At 75.4% G+C, this 20,108-nt stretch carries 23 protein-coding genes; 13 read left to right on the forward strand and 10 right to left on the reverse strand.

Annotated elements, in window-relative coordinates; genetic code table 11:
* Positions 1-163: 163 nt before the first annotated feature.
* Entirely contained in the window at positions 164-400 is a 237-nt protein-coding gene (locus GA0070606_RS00440) for a preprotein translocase YidC (RefSeq protein ID WP_091094520.1), read from the forward strand.
* Positions 401-446: 46 nt separating this feature from the next.
* The gene (locus GA0070606_RS00445; protein ID WP_091094521.1) at positions 447-677 is read left to right on the forward strand and encodes a hypothetical protein; all 231 of its coding nucleotides are present in this window, start codon (positions 447-449) and stop codon (positions 675-677) included.
* A 30-nt stretch (positions 678-707) separates the two neighbouring features.
* Here the strand turns inward: GA0070606_RS00445 and rnhA are convergent, their stop codons facing one another.
* Entirely contained in the window at positions 708-1,184 is a 477-nt protein-coding gene (gene rnhA / locus GA0070606_RS00450) for a ribonuclease HI (protein WP_091094522.1), read from the reverse strand.
* Positions 1,185-1,423: 239 nt separating this feature from the next.
* Complete coding sequence (locus tag GA0070606_RS00455) at positions 1,424-2,707, reverse strand: alpha/beta hydrolase family protein (protein ID WP_218105911.1); 1,284 nt, start codon at positions 2,705-2,707, stop codon at positions 1,424-1,426.
* A 265-nt stretch (positions 2,708-2,972) separates the two neighbouring features.
* Here GA0070606_RS00455 and GA0070606_RS00460 point away from each other — a divergent pair, with 265 nt between their 5' ends.
* Both GA0070606_RS00460 and GA0070606_RS00465 read left to right on the forward strand, forming a co-directional pair.
* Positions 2,973-3,911, forward strand: coding sequence for an ATP-binding cassette domain-containing protein (locus tag GA0070606_RS00460; RefSeq protein WP_091094523.1), 939 nt, complete (start codon positions 2,973-2,975; stop codon positions 3,909-3,911).
* A 20-nt stretch (positions 3,912-3,931) separates the two neighbouring features.
* The gene (locus GA0070606_RS00465; RefSeq protein WP_091094524.1) at positions 3,932-4,738 is read left to right on the forward strand and encodes an ABC transporter permease; all 807 of its coding nucleotides are present in this window, start codon (positions 3,932-3,934) and stop codon (positions 4,736-4,738) included.
* A 40-nt stretch (positions 4,739-4,778) separates the two neighbouring features.
* Here GA0070606_RS00465 and GA0070606_RS00470 read toward each other — a convergent pair whose 3' ends face one another.
* The 4 genes from GA0070606_RS00470 to GA0070606_RS00485 all read right to left on the reverse strand — a co-directional run bounded on the left by GA0070606_RS00470 (position 4,779) and on the right by GA0070606_RS00485 (position 8,818).
* A complete protein-coding gene (locus GA0070606_RS00470; RefSeq protein ID WP_091094525.1) occupies positions 4,779-5,435 on the reverse strand; it encodes a response regulator in 657 nt (218 codons plus the stop codon).
* 123 nt (positions 5,436-5,558) lie between these two features.
* Positions 5,559-7,109, reverse strand: a complete 1,551-nt coding sequence (locus GA0070606_RS00475; RefSeq protein WP_245724508.1) for a sensor histidine kinase — start codon at positions 7,107-7,109, stop codon at positions 5,559-5,561.
* 137 nt (positions 7,110-7,246) lie between these two features.
* Complete coding sequence (locus tag GA0070606_RS00480) at positions 7,247-7,498, reverse strand: hypothetical protein (RefSeq protein ID WP_091094526.1); 252 nt, start codon at positions 7,496-7,498, stop codon at positions 7,247-7,249.
* A gap of 75 nt (positions 7,499-7,573) precedes the next feature.
* Positions 7,574-8,818, reverse strand: a complete 1,245-nt coding sequence (locus GA0070606_RS00485; RefSeq protein ID WP_091094527.1) for a lycopene cyclase family protein — start codon at positions 8,816-8,818, stop codon at positions 7,574-7,576.
* 123 nt (positions 8,819-8,941) lie between these two features.
* On the opposite strand from GA0070606_RS00485, the gene GA0070606_RS00490 reads away from it, so the two are divergent.
* Positions 8,942-9,766, forward strand: coding sequence for an inositol monophosphatase family protein (locus GA0070606_RS00490; protein WP_091107088.1), 825 nt, complete (start codon positions 8,942-8,944; stop codon positions 9,764-9,766).
* Between the two features lie 24 nt (positions 9,767-9,790).
* Here GA0070606_RS00490 and GA0070606_RS00495 read toward each other — a convergent pair whose 3' ends face one another.
* A complete protein-coding gene (locus GA0070606_RS00495; protein ID WP_091094528.1) occupies positions 9,791-10,327 on the reverse strand; it encodes a GNAT family N-acetyltransferase in 537 nt (178 codons plus the stop codon).
* A 176-nt stretch (positions 10,328-10,503) separates the two neighbouring features.
* Here GA0070606_RS00495 and GA0070606_RS00500 point away from each other — a divergent pair, with 176 nt between their 5' ends.
* The 6 genes from GA0070606_RS00500 to GA0070606_RS00525 all read left to right on the forward strand — a co-directional run bounded on the left by GA0070606_RS00500 (position 10,504) and on the right by GA0070606_RS00525 (position 15,991).
* Positions 10,504-11,385: an NAD(P)-dependent oxidoreductase gene (locus tag GA0070606_RS00500; protein WP_091094529.1), complete on the forward strand. Its 882-nt coding sequence runs from the start codon at positions 10,504-10,506 to the stop codon at positions 11,383-11,385.
* Between the two features lie 90 nt (positions 11,386-11,475).
* Positions 11,476-12,303, forward strand: coding sequence for an ArsR/SmtB family transcription factor (locus GA0070606_RS00505; protein ID WP_091107090.1), 828 nt, complete (start codon positions 11,476-11,478; stop codon positions 12,301-12,303).
* 475 nt (positions 12,304-12,778) lie between these two features.
* Complete coding sequence (locus GA0070606_RS00510) at positions 12,779-13,267, forward strand: hypothetical protein (RefSeq protein ID WP_091094530.1); 489 nt, start codon at positions 12,779-12,781, stop codon at positions 13,265-13,267.
* Positions 13,268-13,361: 94 nt separating this feature from the next.
* Positions 13,362-13,982: a class F sortase gene (locus tag GA0070606_RS00515; RefSeq protein WP_091094531.1), complete on the forward strand. Its 621-nt coding sequence runs from the start codon at positions 13,362-13,364 to the stop codon at positions 13,980-13,982.
* Between the two features lie 38 nt (positions 13,983-14,020).
* Complete coding sequence (locus tag GA0070606_RS00520) at positions 14,021-15,151, forward strand: magnesium and cobalt transport protein CorA (protein ID WP_091094532.1); 1,131 nt, start codon at positions 14,021-14,023, stop codon at positions 15,149-15,151.
* Between the two features lie 72 nt (positions 15,152-15,223).
* Positions 15,224-15,991, forward strand: a complete 768-nt coding sequence (locus GA0070606_RS00525) for an SGNH/GDSL hydrolase family protein (RefSeq protein ID WP_091094533.1) — start codon at positions 15,224-15,226, stop codon at positions 15,989-15,991.
* A 34-nt stretch (positions 15,992-16,025) separates the two neighbouring features.
* Here the strand turns inward: GA0070606_RS00525 and GA0070606_RS00530 are convergent, their stop codons facing one another.
* Both GA0070606_RS00530 and GA0070606_RS00535 read right to left on the reverse strand, forming a co-directional pair.
* Complete coding sequence (locus tag GA0070606_RS00530) at positions 16,026-17,264, reverse strand: MFS transporter (protein WP_245724509.1); 1,239 nt, start codon at positions 17,262-17,264, stop codon at positions 16,026-16,028.
* Between the two features lie 5 nt (positions 17,265-17,269).
* Positions 17,270-17,884, reverse strand: coding sequence for a DsbA family protein (locus GA0070606_RS00535; RefSeq protein ID WP_091094534.1), 615 nt, complete (start codon positions 17,882-17,884; stop codon positions 17,270-17,272).
* 240 nt (positions 17,885-18,124) lie between these two features.
* Here GA0070606_RS00535 and GA0070606_RS00540 point away from each other — a divergent pair, with 240 nt between their 5' ends.
* Positions 18,125-18,496, forward strand: coding sequence for a hypothetical protein (locus GA0070606_RS00540; RefSeq protein WP_091094535.1), 372 nt, complete (start codon positions 18,125-18,127; stop codon positions 18,494-18,496).
* Between the two features lie 647 nt (positions 18,497-19,143).
* Here GA0070606_RS00540 and GA0070606_RS00550 read toward each other — a convergent pair.
* Positions 19,144-19,584, reverse strand: a complete 441-nt coding sequence (locus GA0070606_RS00550; RefSeq protein ID WP_141721481.1) for a low temperature requirement protein A — start codon at positions 19,582-19,584, stop codon at positions 19,144-19,146.
* On the opposite strand from GA0070606_RS00550, the gene GA0070606_RS00555 reads away from it, so the two are divergent.
* A complete protein-coding gene (locus GA0070606_RS00555) occupies positions 19,585-20,001 on the forward strand; it encodes a YchJ family protein (protein ID WP_091094538.1) in 417 nt (138 codons plus the stop codon).
* Positions 20,002-20,108: the final 107 nt, after the last annotated feature.

A 20,108-nucleotide genomic window follows, 5' to 3' on the forward strand; every position in this document is an offset into this window, starting at 1 on the left:
GCGACGACGGCAGCGGCGGTGACGGCGCGGACCGGCCGGCCGGGGGTCCGACCGGTCGGCCGGTGACGGTGGGCCGGGCACCCCGGGCCGGGCGGCGACGTTTCGTCCCGCTCCGCCCGGGAAGCCCACGGGCGGAGCGGTAACGGCGACCAGGGAGGCGACCGTGGGATACCGAGCACGCGACGGCGAGCTGCCGGTCGACCCGGCGCACGCCGAGGACGAGGCCGGCCAGGCGCGACTGGTCCAGGTCGAGGCGGACACCGACGTCCCCGCGCCCGACGACACGACGACGAGGCCCGACATCGTCACCGAGGACGACGGGTCGGGCATGGCGGGCGGCGCCTCGGGCACCTCCAGCGGCGGTTCGGGCATGCCGGGCCACCCGGACGCCGCGCGGTGAGCCGCCCGACGCGTTTGCCGGCCCGGCACGGGGGCAGGAGTGCGGCATGACCGATCAGAACCGTACCGACCGCGCCGCCACCGACGAGCCGGACGGCGCCACCGCAATGCAGGCGTCGCTGCGGCCGCCGGGCGAATCCCTGCACAGCACCGACGACACCGGCGACGACTTCGCGGACCTGCCGGCCGAGGAGCGGCGATCGGCCCGCGAGGTCAGCCGCGCCGGATACGACGTCGAGGCGGTCTCCGGCAGCACCGACCCGAGCCGCACCGAGTGACCTGACCGCCGGTGGCCCGCCGGGTGCGCCTCAGCGGCCGGCGGGCACCGCCGCGCGGGCCTCGGTCATGCCGCGGTTGGCCAGCGCGTCGGCGCGCTCGTTCTCCGGGTGGCCGTTGTGACCCTTCACCCACAGCCAGGTGACCCGGTGCCGGGCGCACGCCGCCTCCAGCCGCTGCCACAGGTCGGCGTTCTTGACCGGCTGCTTCGCGGCGGTCCGCCAGCCGTTGCGCTTCCACGACGCCAACCAGCTCGTGATGCCGTTGCGCACGTACGTGCTGTCGGTGTGCAGCTCGACGGTGACCGGCCGGGTCAGGCTCTCCAGGGCCTGGATGGCCGCCATCAGCTCCATCCGGTTGTTGGTGGTCGGGGTCGCCTCGCCGCCGCACAGCTCCCGCTCGTGCGCGCCGTAGCGCAGCACCACGCCCCAACCGCCGGGGCCGGGGTTGCCGCTGCACGCCCCGTCGGTCCAGATCTGCACGACCCTGCCGGCCGTCTCGTCCACCATGTCGGCAACCTACCGAATCCGCCCCGCCTCCCCCGCCGTCGGGGCGGCGGGCGGCCGAGCGTCGCCGGCCGTACCGCTACCTGCCGCGTCGGAGGGCCCGCATGGCGAACGCGACCGCGCCGAGGACGAGCACGACGCCCAGGAGCTGGAGGCCCGGCGACTCGTCGGCCTCCCCCTGGACGACGCCGTCGACGCCGCCGGGCCTCCTCGGTCTCGTCGGCGGCGTCGACGACGGATGCTCAGCGGACGAAGGTGACGTCGGGATGCCTCGGCGACGGGCTGTCGAGCAACGCCCGGGGCCGCCGGCGGAGGTGTTGGTCGAAGAAGGCGCTCAGGTAGGCCCGTTGGGAGGCGATGATCCGGCCCGGGTCGACGGTGCCGATCAGGCTCGCGACGAGCCCCTCCGGCAGCGGGAACGCCGCGTCGAGCTGCGGTAGCAGCAGCTGGTGGTCGGTGAAGGTGAAGTGCTGGCCGTCGGGGACGTACAGGTCGCGTTTCCAGCCGGGCGAGTTCGCCCAGAACGCCCGCCAGTCCGGGGCGTCCAGGTGGGTGTACGGCCTGCCGCCGACGAGACCGGTGCCCATCAGCAGGAACGGGCGGTCGAGCCCACGGACGGCCACCTCGCCGAGTTCCGTGGTGCTGTACGCCATGCTGCCGTCCAGGTCCGCTCCGGCGTCCAGCCGGCGGTCGGCGAGCATCGCCTCGGCGGTGGTGAAACCGCCGGCGGAGTGGCCGAACATGCCGGCGCGGGACAGGTCCAGCGCGGCGCCGAGGCCATCCGGAAGCCGGCGTCCGCCGGCGTCGGGGTTGCCACCCCGGGCGAGGACGGCGAGTTGGTCGAGGACGAATCGGGTGTCCTGGACCCGGGTGTGGATCAGCAGGCGGCTGAGCGCGACGGGTTCCAGGTCCGACAGGCGCTGCGTCGCCAGCCGCCCACCGGGAAACTCGACGACCGGCGCCTCGTACGTGTGGTCCATCGTCACCACGACGTAGCCCCGACTGACCAGTTCCTCCACGAGCACCGTGCCCTCCGCCCGGTTCCTGTCGCCGCCGGGCGAGTACAGGACCACCGGGTGCCCTCGGTGCCCGACACGGGCGGGCGCGCCGGTACGGGCATGGGTGGCGAAGCCCGCCCAGTCGACCTGCCCGGCTGGGATGCCGAGCATGCCGGCGAGGTTCTCGCCGTACAGCTGCGCCGCCAGCGGTGGCAGGTACGGCGCGAGTGGCCCACGGGCCGCCGGGCGAGCCGGGTACCAGACGGTGACCATGAGTTCCCGCCGCTTGGCGGCCACCCACGGGTCGGGTCGGTCGTGGTCGACCAGGTGCAGTTCGGTGGCGGCGACGGCGTACGGGCCGGTCGGCACGGGAAGCCGCAACCGCAGCGGCGCGTTCGTGGCCGGCGGTGGGACGGACTCCGCCCCCGGTGCGGCATGGGCGAGAGCTGCCGGCGCGGTCGCCACCATCGCCACCGACACCGCAGCAGCGGCGCCGCCCAGCAGCCGTCGTCGAGAAATCGTTCGCATGGGGCAAGGCTCGCCCGGAGAGCCCGTCGGCGACACCTGCCGGAAGTGACCAAGGCGTCCCTGAGAAATCTCAGGGACGCCGGCCCCGGGCCGGGAGTCGCCCGCGTCGACGCCAGGATTTCGCAGGTCACGGGCGTACGGGTCACCGATCGGCAGCCCCGGTTCCTGACTTTCGTGGGGGCTGACCGATGCCGATCGACGGCTGTCCGCGCCCGGAGCGGACCCCTACCGTCGACCCGTCAACGGCACATCCACCGGGAGAAACATGATCACTCTGCGCGGGCTGACGAAACGCTTCGGCGCGGCGACAGCCGTCGACAACCTGACCCTGGACGTCGTGCCGGGCCGGGTCACCGGCTTCATCGGCCCGAACGGTGCCGGGAAGTCCACCACGATGCGCATGATCGTCGGGCTGGACCGGCCCACCGCCGGCGAGGCGCTCGTCGACGGCCGGCGGTACGCGACCCTGCGGCATCCGCTGCGCGAGGTCGGCGCGCTGCTCGACGCCAAGGCGGTGCACCCCGGGCGGAGCGCCCGCAACCACCTGCTGGCGATGGCCCGCAGCAACGGCATCCCCACCCGCCGGGTGGACGAGGTGCTCGACACCGTGGGCCTGGCCAACGTCGCCGGCAAGCGCGCCGGCACCTACTCCCTCGGCATGGGCCAGCGCCTCGGCATCGCCGGCGCCCTGCTCGGCGACCCGGGTGTGCTGATGTTCGACGAGCCGGTCAACGGGCTCGACCCGGACGGGGTGCGCTGGGTCCGCGAACTCATGCGCGCCCTGGCAGCCGAGGGGCGGACCGTCTTCGTCTCCAGCCACCTGATGAGCGAGATGCAGCTCACCGCCGACCAACTCGTGGTGGTCGGCAGGGGCCGGCTCATCGCCGACGCCCCGATCACCGAGGTCATCGCGGGCAGTTCGTCGACCGCCGTCCTGGTGCGTAGCCCTCGGCCGGCCGGCCTTGCCGAACTGCGGCGCCGGCTGGTCGCGGCGGGCCGCGCGGTCGAGCAGGAGGACGACGGCGCGCTCCTCGTCACCGGCGCCAGCGTCGAGCAGGTCGGCGACCTGGCGCACGAGATCGGCGTACGCCTGCACGAGCTGAGCGTGCGCGAGGCGTCGCTGGAGCAGGCGTACATGGAGCTGACCGCCGGTGACGTCGAGTACGGCGCGCTGGCGACCACGGGATCGGGAGCGCGGGTATGACGACGGCCACGACAACGACCATGTCCACCTCCCACCGCTCGCGCCGGCGCGGCGACCGCACCGGCGGCGGCCTGGCCGGCGCGGTCGGCAGCGAGTGGACCAAGCTCTGGTCGGTGCGCTCGGTCTGGGGGAATCTGCTCGCCAGCGTCCTGCTGATGGCGGCGGCGGCCGCCCAGGAGGCCGTCTACGTGGTCAACGAGAACGCCGACCTCGACCCCGCCGACGACCTGGGTGTGGTCGGTCTCGGCACCGTCGCGATCAGCTCCGTGCTCCTGGCGCAGTTCACGGTGCTCGCCCTGGCGATGCTGGTGATCACCGCCGAGTACGCGACCGGCGCGATCCGGGCCACCCTGCAGTGGACCCCGTCGCGGGGCCGGCTGCTGTTGGCCAAGACCGCCGTGGTCGCCGTGGTCACGTTCGTCGTGGGCGCGCTGCTCGGGGCGCTGGCCTCCGCCGTCGCCCACCCGGTGCTCGGCGAGTGGGGCCGGTTCCCGGTCGCGGAAACCGCAGGCGACGTGCTGGCGGTGGCCACGTACCTGTCCCTGGTCGGCGTCTTCACCCTCGGGCTCGGGACGGCGCTGCGCAGCGCCGTCGGCACGCTGACCACCGTGTTCCTGATCCTCATGGTGGTGCCGACCGCGCTCGGTGTCCTCGGCAACGAGTTCGTCGACCGGCTCGTCGACGGGCTGCCGGGGGTGGCCGGATACCACTTCATGAGCGGCGACACCGACCCGTACCCGCCGGCCACCGGCCTCGCCCTGCTCGCCGCGTGGGCGCTCGCGGCGATGCTCGCCGGTTACGCGGCACTGCGGTCGCGGGACGCCTGAACCGGGGCGTCGGGTGGCGGCGTTCCGGTTCGGAGCGCCGTCATCCGGCCTCGTCCACCAACCCCGCGTCGTACGCGACGATCGCGGCCTGCACCCGGTTCCGCACGCCGAGCCGGCTGAAGATCGTGCTCACGTAGCTCTTCACCGTGCCCTCCACGAGGAACAGCCGCCGGCCGATCTCCGCGTTGGACAGCCCGGCCCCGACCAGCGCCAGCACCTCACGCTCCCGGCCGGTGAGCATTCCGGTGCGGTCCCGGGCCGCCGGGCCGCGGGCCATCCGCGCGCCGCCCAGCTCGATCACCCGCCGGGCGACCCGCGGTGACAGGTACGCCCCGCCGTCGGCCGCCGCCCGTACCCCGGCCAGCAGCTCGCGCGGGTCGCTGGCCTTGAGCAGGAAACCGCTGACGCCGTCCCCGAGCGCCCGCGCGATGTAGTCGTCCTCGCCGAACGTGGTGAGCATGAGGATCGCGGTGTCGGGCGCGTGCCGGCGGATCTCCGAGGCGGCCGCGAGGCCGTCCAGGATCGGCATCCGGATGTCCAGCAACGCCACCCGCGGCCGGTGCGCCCGGGCCAGCGTGACGGCGGTCCGCCCGTCCGCGGCCTCCGCCACCACCTCGATCTCGGGATCCGCCGCCAGGATCACTCGCACCCCGGACCGGATCATCGCATCGTCGTCGGCCAGCAGGACCGGAATCACACCATCTCCTCAGGGTCGGCACGGGCAGCATTCGGCCCGCGCGGAACGCAACGCCGTGGACGAGCGCCGTTCGGCTCGGCAGCCGGGCCGGTCGTGGCCACGGCACCGGGCGCCGGCCGGCTCTCAGTCGGACATCCGGTCCTTGGTCAGCAGCCGCCCCTCGACGAAGCAGAGCCGGTAGGCGGCCTGGCCGAGGGGGAAGTTGCCATCGGTGTAGAACTCGCAGGAGGCGCCCGGCGGCAGCGGCCAGTCCGCCGGGTCGGGCCGCTCGACGACCTGACGCTCCGGCAGCAGGCCCCGTAGTTCGGTGCGGTGCTGCCCGATCCGCATCCGGTCGAAGTCAGCCGGCTCGAGCACCGCGTCGAACGTGGCGAAAGGGTAGTAGACCAGCGACAGCACGCCGGCGACCACCACCGGGGCGGCCACGGCGACCAGGAGGCTGCGCCGCACCCGCCGCCGCGCCTCGCGCAGCCGGGTCGCCGACTCCGGCGTGGCCGTCCGTACGCCCTCGTCGGCTTCGGCCGACGCCGCGCCGGCGGCGTGGGGCAGGCGGGCGGTGACCTCGAAGCCGCCGTCCCGTGGCCCGGCGCTCAGCGCCCCACCGGCCAGCCGTACCCGCTCCCGGAGGCCGACCAGGCCGGAGCCCGTCGACGTCACGCCGGGCAACGGCCCGGCCGGCGGCGGCCCGTTCACCACGCTCACCACCGTCTGCTCCGCCGAGCGTGTCAGCAGGACGGTCACGGCGGCGCGCGGCGCGTGCCGGGTGGCGTTGGTCAGCGCCTCCTGGACCACCCGGTACACCGCCCGCTCGACCATCGGCGGTGCCGGCGCAGGGGATCCGTCCGACCGCAGCCGAACCGACATCCCGGCGTCGCGGGCCCGTTCCACCAGGTCGGCGACGCCCTCGGCGGCCGGCCGGGTCGGGGCCGGCGCGCCGTCCTCGCGGAGCACACCGATGATCTGGGCGAGTTGGTCGGTGGCGGCCGTGACGCTGGCCCGCAGCTCCCCCACCGCCCGCCGGTGCCGCTCGTCGAGGTCGGCCGCCACCTCCAGCCCGCCGGCCTTCAGCGCGATCAGGGACAGGTCGTGGCCCAGGGAGTCGTGCATGTCCTGCGCGATGCGGGCGCGTTCCTGCATCCGGACCCGCTCGGCGGCGGCGCGCTGCTGCCGTTCGAGCAGACCGGCGCGTTCCCAGCCGGCCTGGACGAGCGCCCGCTGTTGCCGCCGGTGTCGGCCGACCAACCAGGGGAACACCCCGGCGAACAGCAGGGCGGTGGTGAGGAAGAACCAGGTGGTCACGCCCGCGCCGCGTACGCCGACCGTCAGCGCGGTCCCGGCGACCGCGATCAGGGCGAACGTGTAGGCGGCCGGGCGGGCGCGGGACATCCGCAGGCCCACCAGGTAGCTCATCACCGGGACGGCGAACACGAAGTTGTCCTCGAACGCGGTCGACGCCACGACGATCAACAGGGAGACCGGCGGGTGGCGCCGGCCGACTCCCACCGCGAGAGCCATCAGCAGGAGCGAGCCCGCCAGCCGCCAGCCGGCATGCGGGTCGGCCGGGGCGACGATCAGGTCCCAGGCGATCAACGCCGACAGGACCGCCCAGAGCGACACGTCGCACAGCACCTTCACCCATGACCCGGCCTGCCCACCGGACCGGATGAAAGACACCCACCACCGCCGCGCGCCGCGCCACCAACCTGCCACGCGCCCCAGGCTACAAAGCCCGCCACCTGCGTCGTAACGCACGAAAGTCAGGTCCTGCCGCGCCGGTCGGGCGGCGGGCCGTCGTGCCGCCGCAGGGGCCGTCAGCGGGCGATCCACGCCGTTGCGACGAGGGCGGCCACCGCCGTCCAGAGCGCCCCGGAGGCGACGCTGGTGACCCGGCGCAGCCTCGGGCGTGGGCCTCGGGCCGTGGGTAGCTGCGACCAGCGGAGCACGCCGAGGGCGACGCCACCCACCGACAGGGCCGCGGCGAGCACCCACAGCGGTGGCCAGCGCAGTTTCCAGGAGCCGGCCGTCCAGGCGACGCCCAGCAGCACGCTCGCGCGCCAGGTCATCGAGGCGACCTTCAGCCGGCCGGCGACACGGTCGACGCCGGCGGGACCGCTCCGGCGACGCGGTCGACGCCGGCTTCAGCCGTCGGCCCGGTCGCCGAGCACCGGCGGCGGGACCGTCCACGACGCCGCCCGCCCGCCGCGGTGCAGACGGTCCCGCAGACGGGCGGCGGCGTCGCCGGCGGCGGCGGCGACCATCGGTCGCAGCCGGGTGGAACTCATCAGCGCCACCTCCTCCGCCGGGGTGGTCGCGCCGTCGAGGAACCGCAGCACCCGCTCGGCCGGGTTGCGCGCGAAGAGCCGGTCGAAGAACTCCGGCCCGCCGACGCCGCCGCCGTCCAGTGCGCGCAGCGCGACCGCGTCCATCCAGCGGTGGCGACGGGGGTACGCGGGCGCGGGCACCGGCGGCCGGCCGGCGGCCAACGCGGCGGCGACCTGATCGGCCTGGCGGCGCATCGCGGAGAACGTGAAGCCGGTGGAGGGCCGGGTGGCGCCGCCCGCCGTGCCGAGGCGGACCACCCGGGGCGAGGGCCGCGCCTCGAACGGACCGTCGGTCATCGGGATCACCCCGTTCTCCACCTCCCGCACCCGCAGCCCGGCCGCGTCGAGGCCGAGCAGGTCGCGGTAGCCGGCCAGCGCGGCGTCGTACCCGGCGTCGGTGAGCAGGGCCGGACCGAACTCCGTGTACTCCACCAGGGCGTACCGGTCGCTCACCGGCAGCACGTAGCCGAACGACACGCCCCGGGCCGGCTGCGGGGTGCGGAAGTCCATCAGCACGGCCCGGGTCGGGTCGAAGACCGGCGCGTCGGACTCCAGCCACCAGCCCCGGAAGTGCTGGAGCCAGTTGGTGCGGCCGGGCCGGCGGGGCGGCCGGGGTCGGGAGTCGAGCACCCAGGACGCGCGCACCGTCGGTCCGTCGCCGCCGACGCGTACCGTGACCCGCCGGCCGTCGTCGTGCAGGGCCTCGACGGGCGCGACGATCCGCCGCACGCCGAGCCGCCGCTCGGCCTCGGCAGCCCGGTCGTAGACCGGTCCCGAGCGAAGCATGGCGTACCGCAGGGGGGCCAGGTCGAGGACGCGGCGGCCGGCGGGCGTCGCCACCTCGACCCGGTGCCAGCTCGCGGCCAGCAGCGGGTCCAGCTCGTTGCCGGGGTGGTCCCAGAACGCCCACGTCCGGTCCTGGCCGCGCCGGTGGACCGGGTCGACGACGGCGATCCGCGGGCCGCGCACGCCGTGCCGGTCCAGGGCGGCGAGGACCAACGACGCGGCGCCGCCGCCGCCGACGAGCGCCAGGTCGACGTCCAGCGGTGCGGAGGTGTTCACGCCGACCACGCTGTCACACCGTCCCTGGCGACCGGTCACCGACCGGCCGGGACCGATCGTGGAGACCGTCGGCCGGCGGACGCGGGCGCCGCGGATGCCCGCGGCTCGTCTACTGTGGTGATCATGGCGTACACCGACACCGAGCTGGCGATCGCCGCGGCGCAGGCCGGCGCCGCGGTCGTGCGGGCCCGCTACGGCGGCCCGCTGGACCGGTTCGACAAGGGCGCCGGCGACTTCGCCACCGCCGCCGACCTGGAGTCGGAACGGGCCGTCCTCGACGTGCTGCGCGGCGCGCGGCCCGACGACGCCGTGCTCGGGGAGGAGAGCGGGCACACCGGCTCCCGCTCGGCCGACCGGACCTGGCTGGTCGACCCGCTCTGCGGCACGCTGAACTACGCGGTCCGGACCCCGCTGGTCGCGGTGAACGTGGCGCTGCGCACCGGCGCCGGGATCACGGCCGCCGCGGCGGCCGACCCGATCGCCGACGAGCTGTTCTGGGCGGGCGACGGCCGGGCGTACGTACGCCGCGAGGGCGTCGACGAGCCTCTCCTGCCGTCGGCCCGGTCGGGGCTGGTGGACGTCGACCTCGACCCGCCGTTCCCGAACGCCCCCGCCTTCGACGCGCTGCGGCTGCTGGCGGACGCGGAGTTCACGGCCCGGTTCCGGCCCCGGGTGCTCTCCACGACGCTGGCCCTGGCGTGGGTCGCCGCCGGCCGGCGGGCCGCGTACGTCATCGACCGGGACGTCGAGGACAGCGTGCACTTCGCCAGCGGCATCGCCCTGTGCCAGGCCGCCGGCTGCGTGGTGACCGGCCTGCGGGGGCAGCCCCTGCACACCGGCGTCCGCGGGCTGCTCGTGGCGGCGGACGCGCAGACGCACGCCGCCCTGCTGGCCGTGATCGACAGGCAGTTCCGTGCGGCTCGGGAGCCCGCGACGGCCCTGCCCTGAGCCACCCGCCGCGCGGGGCGGCGCTCAGCCGTCCTGCGCCCGCTTGCGGAAGACGACCAGCCGCCGCAGCGGGCCGGACTCGACGTCGGGGTCGTCGAAGTCGTCGGCCGGGTCGGTGGTCATGCCGAGCCGCCGCATGACCGCCTGGGACCGCAGGTTCGTCGCGGTGGTGATCGCCAGGATCTCGGGCAGCCCGACGGTGGAGAAGCCGTGCCGCAGCACGGCCCGGGCCGCCTCGGTGGCGTAGCCGTGGCCCCAGGCGGAACGCGCGAGCCGCCAGCCGGCCTCCACCCCGCTGACCGGGACCCCGTCGTCGACCCGGTCGAGGCCGGCGAAGCCGACGAACCGGCCGTCGGCGACGACCTCGACGGCCCAGAAGCCGTACCCGAGCCGGTCGATGTCCGCCTGGAAGGACCGCGCCGAGGCGGCGGCCTGCTCGGCGGTGAGCAGCGGTCCCAGGTGCTCGCGCACCTCGGGGTCGGCGTTCATCGCGGCCCACGGCGCGAGGTCCGACTCCCGCCAGCTCCGCAGCAGCAGCCGATCGGTCCTGATCTCCGTCACCGCGCGACCCTATCCGCCGTCACGGGGCCCGGCACGCGATATTCCGCCGACACTTACCGAAAGGTAAGTACCTGAGGAAATAGTCGGTACTTGCCGTGCCGTACGCGCCGAAACAGGATGGCTCCGGCCCCGACGCACAGCCGAGAGTCGGGGCGCGATCGATGAGGAGCACGTCCATGACCGACCGCGAACCGTCCCCCGTGACCGTGCTGGGCCTCGGCCCGATGGGCCGGGCGCTCGCCGGCGCGCTGCTGGCCGCCGGCCACCCGACGACCGTCTGGAACCGTACGGCCGGCCGGGCCGACGCACTGGTGTCGCGGGGCGCGCGACGAGCGGCGACGGCGGCGGAGGCCGTCCGGGCCAGCCCGCTGACGCTCGTCTGCGTCATCGACTACGCCGCCGTACGCGCCGTCGTGGAGCCCGCGGCCGACGCCCTCGCCGGGCGTACGCTGGTGAACCTCACCGCCGACACCCCCGAGCGGGCCCGCGCGATGGCCGCCTGGGCCGGGCAGCGCGACGTCGACTACCTCGACGGGGCGATCATGACACCGGCTCCCACCATCGGCGGGCCGGCCGCCCTGGTCCTCTACAGCGGGGCGGAGCGGATCTGGCGGGCCCACCGGGACACCCTGGCGAGCCTGGGCGGCACGGCCGACTGGCTGGGCGCCGACCCGGGCCGGGCCGCCGCCCACGACGTGGCCCTGCTCGACGTCTTCTGGACCGCGATGCACGGCGTCGCGCACGCCTTCGCCCTGGCCCGGTCCGAGGGGATCGCGGCGGGCGACCTCGCCCCGTACGCCAAGGGGATCGCGGGCCTGCTGCCCGACCTCGTCGACGACCTGGCCCGCCGGGTGGACTCCGGCGACCACACCGCCGACGTCTCCAACATCGCCTCGTCCGCCGCCGGCATGGCGCACGTCGTGGAGGCGGCCGAGGCGCACGGCATCGACTCCGGCCCGCTGCGGGCGGCCGGCGCGGTCGCCGACCGGGCGATCCGGGCCGGGCACGGCGGTGAGGACTTCTCCCGGCTGACCCAGGTGTACGCGGCCGGCGCGTAGGCGCCCCGCGCGCGGGGACGCTGGACATGCATCCGTCCGGTTGCCTATCCTGACAGGCAGCCGGACGGCTGCATGTGCGAGGTGGGCAGGGTGGACGAGGTGTTCCGGGCGCTGGCCGACGCGAGCCGACGCCGACTGCTCGACGACCTCAACCTGCGCAACGGGCAGAGCCTGCGCGAGCTGTGCGCGGGGCTCGACATGACCCGGCAGTCGGTCAGCAAGCACCTGGCGGTGCTCGAGGCCGCCAACCTGGTGACCACCGTGCGACGCGGCCGGGAGAAGCTGCACTACCTCAACCCCGCGCCGATCAACGCGATCGCCGACCGGTGGATCCACCGCTACGACCGGGAGCGGGTCCGCGCGCTCGCCGACCTGCAGAGAGCACTGGAGCGGGAGCCGATGGAGAGTCCCACGTTCGTCTACACCACCTACGTCAGCACCACCCCGGAGCGGCTCTGGGCCGCACTGACCGAACCCGAGTTCACCCGTCGCTACTGGGGCGGGGTCGCCCTGCGCTCCGACTGGCGGGTCGGCTCGCCCGTGCTGTGGCAGGACGAGCCGGACGGCGAGTTCCGCGACCTCGGCCAGCGCGTCCTCGTCGCCGAACCGCACCGCCGACTCTCCTACAGCTGGCACGGCTTCCAGCCCGAGCACGCCGCCCACTTCGGCTGGTCCGCCGAGGAACTGGCGGCCCGGCTGGCCGAGCGGCGCTCCCGCGTCACCTTCGACATCGCCCCGTACGGCGGCTTCGTCCGGCTGACCGTCACCCACGACGACTTCTCCCCCGACAGCGAGATGCACCGGGCGGTCAGCGGCCAGCTCGACGGCAGCGGCGGCTGGCCGGAGCTGCTCGCCAGCCTGAAGACCCTGCTGGAGACGGGAGAGCCGCTGCCGGAGCCCGCGACCGCCGCCGGCTGACCTTCAACGGCCCGTTCGCCCGGAGGCACCGCCCGTCGACGGCCCGGGCCGGCATCGCTCCGGCCAAGCGCGCTGGCGACGATGGCCCGGCCGGCGCGCTGGCGACTGTCGCCCGGCCCGGCGCAAACCGTCCGCGAGCGGGCCGGGTCGGCGACTACCGCCCCGCAGGGGCGGCACGGTTGCGACCCGGCCCGCCCCGCGCACCCTCCGCGAGACGGGCCGAGACCCGCCCAGCTCGCGACAGCGCGGCCCTGACCACATCGACCCGGCCCACCCTTCGCGGGCGGGCCGAGCCGGCATTTCCGCTGCTCCCTCCGCCTCCGGGGCGGACACGTGACGGCAACGAGGAATTCTCATTTTCACCGGATCGAGGGGTCAACCCGCCTAGGGTTGGTCACACCGGTGCTAGTCACGGAGTTGGCCACCCGAGCGACGTCCCACGCAGTCAGCGGACGAAAAGTGAGGGAAGACGCGTATGAAGGTCAAGACAGTTCTCGTATCGGCGGCGGTCGGCGTGGGTCTGGGCACGCTCCTGCTGCCGGGCGCCGCGCTGGCCGACACCGTCGTGTCGCCGGCCACCACCCCGGTCGGCGGGACGGTCGTGCTCACCGCGACGACGTGCAACCCGAAGTCCGGCGACGCGATCTTCCGCGTCACCGGGCCGAACCGCGACCAGAACGTCCGGTCCACCACGGCGGCGGCCGGCGGCGGGCTGAGCGCCGAACTCTTCACCGCCGGCTTCACGCTCGGCACCTACACGGTGACCGCGACCTGCGGCGACGGCAGCGCGGCCGGCAGGGCGACGTTCACCGTCACCCCGATCGGCGGCGCCCAGGCCGGTGGCCGCGACGGCGCCGACGGCACCGGGGCCCTCGCCGCCGGTGGCGTCCTGCTCGGCTCCGCCGCCGGTGGCGCCCTGATCCTGGCCCGACGCCGACGCCACATGGCAGCGGCCACGCTCTGACCGACGGTTCCGCGCCGTCCATCCCTGGAAACGGGTGCCCGCACCGGTCGACGCCGGGGCGGGCACCCGGGCGAAACGCGTACGGAGGTGGCAGGTGTCCCGGCGCAGACCCGGATGGGGCGTCACGCTCGTCGCACTGCTCGGCGCGACCGGCCTCGCCCTGGTCACCGCCGGGGTCGCGGCCACCCCGCCGCGCCCGCCCCGACCCGGGGCCGCCGACGCGCCGGCCACGGCACGTTCCGCGCCGCCGGTGCCGCCGCTGGGCCGGGCCGCGCCGGTCGACGTACGGATCCCGGCGATCGACGTACGGGCCCCGGTCGTCCCCGTGGGCGCCGACGCCGACGGGCGGCTGGAGGTGCCGCCGCTGGACCGGCCCACGATCGCCGGCTGGTACCGGCACGGCGTCAGCCCCGGCGAGATCGGCAACGCGGTGATCGTCGGCCACGTCGACTCGGCCGCCGGGCCGGCCGTCTTCTTCGACCTCGGCCGGCTGCGGGCCGGCGACACCGTGCGGATCACCCGCGCCGACGCCAGCGTCGCGACCTTCGCCGTCGACGGCGTCGCCTCGTACCCCAAGGACCGCTTCCCCACCGACCTCGTCTACGGCCCCGGCGACGCGGCCGGCCTGCGCCTGATCACCTGCGGCGGCCGCTTCGACCGAAGCGCCGGCGGCTACGTCGACAACGTCGTCGTCTTCGCCACGCGGGTGCCCTGACCCCGCGGCGACCGGCTCCGAGTACGGTGTGCGCGCGGATGCCGGGCGACACGGAGGTGGACGGGGTGGCTCAGCGGGTGACGGAGCGGCTGCGCCTGCCGGCGGTGTTGCACCGGCTGCTCGGCCGGCAGGTGCCCGCCCAACGCGAGGGAACGCCCCGACGGTCCAACCCGGACGCCGTGGTCGACTGTGCCGTCTACGTGGACGGACGGCGCGAGCCGGGCCGGCCGCACTACGCCGACGCGTACGCCCGCAGCCGCCGCGCCCGCGGCGCCTTCGTCTGGCTGGGACTGCACGACCCGGACGCCGCGGTGATGGCGGCGGTGGGCCGCACCTTCGGGCTGGACGACCTGACCGTGGAGCAGGCGCTCGCCGACGGTCACCGCCCGACCGTGCGGCGCGACGGCGAGGTGACCCTGCTGGTGCTGCGCACGGCCGGATACGTCGAGCACGCCGAACTGACCGACACCTCGGAGGTGATCGACACCGGCGACGTGATGGTGCTGCTCGGGGACCGCTTCGTCATCACCGTGCGGCACGGCGCCGCCGGCGCGCTCACCCCGGTCCGCGCCGACATCGAGCGCCGCCCGGCCGTGCTCGCCGAGGGCCCGTGGGCGGTGGCGTACGCGGTCTGCAGCCGCATGGTCGACCTCTACCTCGAGGTCGCCGCGCACGTCGAGCGGGACCTGGAACGGGTCGAGGAGACGGTGTTCGCCCGCGACCGCTCCGCCGACATCCAGCACATCTACCAGCTCAAGCGCGAGGTGGTGGAGTTCAAGCGGGCGGTGCAGCCGCTGCAGTCCCCGCTGCGGTCGCTGCTCGACCAGCGGCCCGACGGCCCGCCGCGTGGCCTGCGCCGGTGGTTCGTCGACGTCGACGCCCGGCTGACCCGGGCGGTGGACCGGGTCGCCGCCTACGACGACCTGCTCAACTCGATCCTGCAGTCCCGGCTGGCGCAGCTCGCGGTGGACCAGAACAACGACATGCGCAAGATCGCCGCGTGGGCCGCCATCGCCGCCACCCAGACCGGGATCGCCGGGATCTACGGCATGAACTTCGCCGGCATGCCCGAGCTGAACTGGCGCTACGGCTACCCCGGCGCGCTGGGTCTGATGGCGCTGGTCGCCGTCACCCTGCACCGCCTCTTCCGCCGTTCCGGCTGGCTCTGACGGGCGTCGCCGACGCCTCGGCACGGCCGGCCGAGCGGATCGTCCCCGCCGGCCGCTACCCTCCCCCACGTGATGTGGCAGCGGTACGTGGCGATCGGTGACAGCACCACCGAGGGGCTCGACGACCCCGACGACGCCGGCGGCTTCCGGGGCTGGGCCGACCGGTTCGCCCTGGCGGTGGCCCGCGCGCAGGGCGGGCTGGAGTACGCCAACCTCGCGATCCGGGGGCGCACCACCGCCCGCATCCGCGCCGAACAGCTGCAACCCGCCCTCGACCTGGCGCCGGACCTCGCCACCGTGGTGGCCGGCATGAACGACGTGCTGCGCCCCTCCTTCGACGCCGACCGCGTCGCCGAGGACGTCGCGGCGATGCAGCGGGCCCTGGTCGGGCAGGGCGCGACGGTGCTGACCTTCACCCTGCCCGACCCGGTGCCGGTGATGCCGCTGGCCCGCCCGCTGCGCGGCCGGATGCTGGCGCTGAACGCCGCGCTGCGTGCGGCGACGGCCGAGACCGGGGCCACCCTGCTGGACCTCGGCGCCCATCCGGTCGCCTCGGACCCCCGGCTGTGGAGCGACGACCGGCTGCACGCCAACAGCGCGGGGCACGAGCGCATCGCCGCCGCGCTCGCGCACACCGTCGGGTTGCCGGGAACGGACGACGGCTGGACGCGACCGCTGGAGGCGGCCCCGCGCCGGCGCCGCCACGAGGTGCTCCGCGCCGAGGCGGCCTGGGCCCGCCGGCACCTGCTGCCCTGGCTGGCCCGGCACGCGCGCGGGCGGTCCTCCGGCGACGACCGGGTCGCCAAGCGGCCGGTGCCGCTGCCCGTCGAGCTGCCCTGACCGGCCGCGTCACCGCTCCGGAGCGGCCCGGCGGTCACCGCGCGGGCGCGGCCAGGCCGGCGGGCTCGTCGGTGGCGACGGGCCGGGTACGCCGCGCCCACCGGGTGGCCGGGCCCATCGCCCACGCCGCCGCGGCGTAAAGCGCGCCGAAGGCCAGCCAGCCGGCCGGCCCTCCGTCGACGATGAGCGCGGTGAGCAGCACGGGCCCGAGCATCCGGGCCAACGGCACGCCGGTGCCGAAGAACCCCTGGTACTGCCCGTGCCGCCCGTCCGGGGCGAGGTCGAAGCTGAGCTGCCAGGAGCCCGCGCCGTGCGCCATCTCGGCGGCCACCTGCGCGGCCGCGCCGACCAGGAGGACCGCCGCGGCCAGCCACGGCCCGGTCGCGGCGGCGGAGACGGCGAACACCGCGCAGGCGCCCACCATGAGCAGCCCGGCGCGGCGCAGCGCCCGCACGGCGCCGGCCGGTCCGGTGACCCCCCGCGCCACCCGGACCTGCCACACCAGCACCGCCACGGTGTTGAGCGCGAGCAGCGCCGCCGCCAGCCAGGCCGGCGCCGCCGTGCGCCGGGCCACCCACAGCGGCAGGACCAGGCTGAGCAGCGGCAGGTAGAGCATCATGACCGCGTTCAGCGCGGTCAGCAGCGCGTACGGCCGGTCCCGCAGCACGGCCAGCCGGGGGCCGGCGGCGACCGGCCCGGTCGTCGGTTCCACCCGCGGCAGGCGGCCCAGCAGGACGGCGGCGACCCCGAACGCGGCCACGTCCAGCGCCAGCACGATCCGGTACGCCCCGGCCGTCTGCGCGGCCAGCGCCAGGCCGCCCAGCGCCGCGCCGAGGGCGAGCCCGCCGTTGGCGGTGGCCTGGAGCCGGGCTCGCACCTCCGTACGACGGGTCGGCTCCACCAGGCGGGCCAGCGCCGCCTGCCGGGCCGCGGCCAGCCCCGTCTGGCAGGCCGCGTAGAGGCAGGCGACCAGGACGAAGGTGGCGGGCCGCCCGACGGCGAGGAAGGCCGCCACCGCGGCGGCGGTGCCGGCGGCGAGCAGCGCCGCCGTGCGACGCGCGCCCCACCGGTCGGCGAGCTGCCCGGCCGGCACGCCGACCAGCACGCCGACCGCCCAGCCGAGGGTCAGCCCCAGACCGACCTGCCCCGGCGACAGGCCGACCGGCCCGGTGAAGTACAGCGCCGAAGTGACGAGGAAGACGCCGTCGCCGACCGAGTTGGCCAGTTGGGCGCGGGCGAGCGTCCGGGCCGCCGTGGGCGGGAACGCGGGCACGGGCGTCAGCGCTCGATCGGCCGGCGGGTACGCGCCCGCTTCAGCTCGAAGAACCCGTCGGTGCCCGCCACCGCGAGCACCCCGTCCCAGAGTCGGCCCGCCGCCTCGCCGCGCGGGGCCGGTGCCACCACCGGCCCGAAGAAGGCGTGCCGCTGGCCGTCCACGGTGACGTGGATGGTGGGGGTGCCGAGGTCCTCGCCGACCGGCTCCAGGCCGGCGTCGTGGCTGGCCCGGAGGGCCTCGTCGTGCTCGGTCGACTCCGCCGCGTCGGCGAGCTCGGCGGCCAGCCCCGCCTCGGTCAGGGCCGCGTGGTAGAGCTCCGGCCCGATCGGCGCCCGCTCGTGGTGGATCCGGTTGCCCAGCGCGGTGTAGAGGTCGCGCAGCACCTCGTTGCCGTACTTCTGCTCGGCGGCCACCGCCACCCGCACCGGGCCCATGCCGGGCTTGAGCCACTCCCGGTACCAGTCCTCCAGCCCTTCGCGGCCGTCGTTGAGCAGGGACAGGCTCATCACGTGGAAACGTACGGTCACCGGGCGGACCTGTTCCACCTCCAGCAGCCAGCGGGAGGCGTTCCACGCCCACGGGCAGCGCGGGTCGAACCACATGTCGGCGATCGTCATGGCGAAAGTTCCAGTCCTTCGAGTTCCTGGGAAGAAGACCTCACGAGCCTGACGAACCGATCGGCCCATCGGCAGGGCCGATTTCCACCGCGATGACTGGGCCGATCCGCCCCTCGGGCGGCACGCACGGAGGTCGGGCGCGGGCGGCCGGCGCGGCCGGAAGGGTGCCGGCGGGCGGCGTTTGGCGGCCGGGGCCGGGGGAAGACCGTGCGCCCAGGGGCCGATTCCCGAGGAGCGACGATGGCGGACGCAGGACGGGCCAGGAAGGCCACCGGGGCGCGCAAGGCCCCGATGAAGCGGACGGCGGCGGCGAAGAAGGTGGCGACGGCCACGAAGCGGGCCACCGGGGCGACCGCGGCCAGGTCGCCGGGCGAGAAGCCCACGCCGACGACGGCGCGGGTGGCCCGGAAGAAGGACACCTCCGCCACGGCGGCGCCCGCCCGCGCCCGGAAGGCGCCGGCCACGGGCGCGCCGGCGAAGAAGGCGCCCGCGAAGAAGGCGGCGAAGGCGGCCGCGACCCGGGCCGGCGCGACCACCAGGACCCCGGCGCGCAAGGCGACGACCATGGAGTCGTTCGGCACCCGACGGACGGCTCGGACCAGCGGCCGCTGACCGGGCTAAGCGCCGCATCAGGCAACGTTCGCCCTGTTTACTACCTGCGTAGGCGTTCGTTGACGGCGTGCCTGTTCCGGGAAAACGCCGAACGCTGGGGCGACGGTCCTTCCGATCCGTCACTATGGGCCAGCGTCGGCTCACTTGCCGGTCGGGCCGCCGGCTTCGTGGGGCGGTGCCGGCTGTCTGGGGGCGCCGGTGGCCTGCCGGGGGCCGTCCGATCCGGCCGTGCGGGTGCGGAGAGCGATGCTGGTGCGGTGTCCGGTGGGGTTATGCCGCGGCGGCGTTCGAAGGTGACGCTGAGCGCGAACGCGTTGGCGTAGCCGACCTTTCTGGCGATCGAGCCGGCAGTGGCCTCGGTTCCGCCCAGGAAGGAGGTCACGCCGCTTCGATCTTCCCCACGGGCATGCCCTGCGCGGGACGGCAACACCAACCCGGCGGTCGACGTGCTTGTCGGGCATGCGGGCAGCCGAGCGGGCGAGCCGGTTGCGCAGTCGCCATCCGGGATGGGCGAAGTCGTCACTGCGACCCGGGCGGCGGGCTGATGAGCTCGATGACCACGACAATGATCCATGCCATGCTGATCAGCAGCGCGTCGAGGAGCGCGGGCAGGTCCGCGACGCTGACAAGGACACCGGTAGCGAGGATCAGAAATTTGCCGGTGAGAATGGCCGGGGTACGCGCAGTCCGATCCCCTGGGAGATGGTGAGGAAGCCGATGACCAGCACGATCTGGCTTCCACCGAGCAGGAGGTCGGGGTGGCCGTGGCCGTGGTGGGCGGCTTCTTCGGCGGCGAGTTCGATGCCGACGCCGGCGGCGACGATGGCCCCATAGATCAACAGGTGGCCGTAGCCGTAGAGGAAGCTGCGGACCTGGGCGCCGGCATGGAGGTCCTGCTCATCGGGATCCTCGTGCTCGCCGACGTGCCGGCCGTTGCGGCTGTCACGCCGCGACCGTGCCAGGGCGATCGTCTCTTGTTTCATCGCCGCAGCATCGCGTGAACGGCTCACCGTCGCGTGAGACGGCTCGGCCTGCCGCCAGCCCGGGTCCGCGCACGGTCGCGGCGGGCCGTCGGCCAGAATGGGCACGTGGCGACCAGACCCCGCCGGAGCGCGGCCGACGACCGGGACCGGCCCTGCCCCTGCGGGTCCGCGCAGCCGTACGCGCGGTGCTGCGGAAGGCTGCACCGGAGCGAGGCCGACGCGGCGACCGCCGAGGCGCTGATGCGCTCGCGGTACGCCGCGTTCGCCGTGGGCGACACCGCGTACCTGCTGCGCAGCTGGCACTCCTCGACCCGACCGCGCCGGCTCGACCTGGACCGCGCGCTGCGCTGGACGGGGCTGGAGATCGTCGACGCGGAGCGGGGCGGGCTGTTCGACTCCGCCGGCGTCGTCGAGTTCCGCGCCCACTACCGCGACGCCGGCCGGCCGGGCACGCAGACCGAGCGCAGCCGCTTCGTACGCGAGGACGGGCGCTGGGTCTACCTGGACGCCGAGCCCACCTGACCGGCACGGGCGTGCCGGCCCGGCGGGTGGTCACCGACGGCTTCGGGCGTGCCGGCCGGGGCACCGGCGCGGCGCCGCCCGGCTGCCCGGTCGCGGGCACCGTGGTG

The sequence above is a fragment of the Micromonospora citrea genome (assembly GCF_900090315.1).
GTDB lineage: Bacteria > Actinomycetota > Actinomycetes > Mycobacteriales > Micromonosporaceae > Micromonospora > Micromonospora citrea.

Excerpts from the sequence above, each read along its gene's own strand:
- GA0070606_RS00465 (WP_091094524.1), top strand. The coding sequence starts at position 3,932 with ATGTCCACCTCCCACCGCTCGCGCCGGCGCGGCGACCGCACCGGCGGC.
- GA0070606_RS00540 (WP_091094535.1), top strand. The coding sequence starts at position 18,125 with ATGGCGGACGCAGGACGGGCCAGGAAGGCCACCGGGGCGCGCAAGGCC.
- GA0070606_RS00525 (WP_091094533.1), top strand. The coding sequence starts at position 15,224 with ATGTGGCAGCGGTACGTGGCGATCGGTGACAGCACCACCGAGGGGCTC.
- GA0070606_RS00460 (WP_091094523.1), top strand. The coding sequence starts at position 2,973 with ATGATCACTCTGCGCGGGCTGACGAAACGCTTCGGCGCGGCGACAGCC.
- GA0070606_RS00510 (WP_091094530.1), top strand. The coding sequence starts at position 12,779 with ATGAAGGTCAAGACAGTTCTCGTATCGGCGGCGGTCGGCGTGGGTCTG.
- GA0070606_RS00480 (WP_091094526.1), bottom strand. The coding sequence starts at position 7,498 with ATGACCTGGCGCGCGAGCGTGCTGCTGGGCGTCGCCTGGACGGCCGGC.
- GA0070606_RS00455 (WP_218105911.1), bottom strand. The coding sequence starts at position 2,707 with ATGCGAACGATTTCTCGACGACGGCTGCTGGGCGGCGCCGCTGCTGCG.
- GA0070606_RS00535 (WP_091094534.1), bottom strand. The coding sequence starts at position 17,884 with ATGACGATCGCCGACATGTGGTTCGACCCGCGCTGCCCGTGGGCGTGG.
- rnhA (WP_091094522.1), bottom strand. The coding sequence starts at position 1,184 with ATGGTGGACGAGACGGCCGGCAGGGTCGTGCAGATCTGGACCGACGGG.
- GA0070606_RS00490 (WP_091107088.1), top strand. The coding sequence starts at position 8,942 with ATGGCGTACACCGACACCGAGCTGGCGATCGCCGCGGCGCAGGCCGGC.
- GA0070606_RS00445 (WP_091094521.1), top strand. The coding sequence starts at position 447 with ATGACCGATCAGAACCGTACCGACCGCGCCGCCACCGACGAGCCGGAC.
- GA0070606_RS00520 (WP_091094532.1), top strand. The coding sequence starts at position 14,021 with ATGCCGGGCGACACGGAGGTGGACGGGGTGGCTCAGCGGGTGACGGAG.
- GA0070606_RS00500 (WP_091094529.1), top strand. The coding sequence starts at position 10,504 with ATGACCGACCGCGAACCGTCCCCCGTGACCGTGCTGGGCCTCGGCCCG.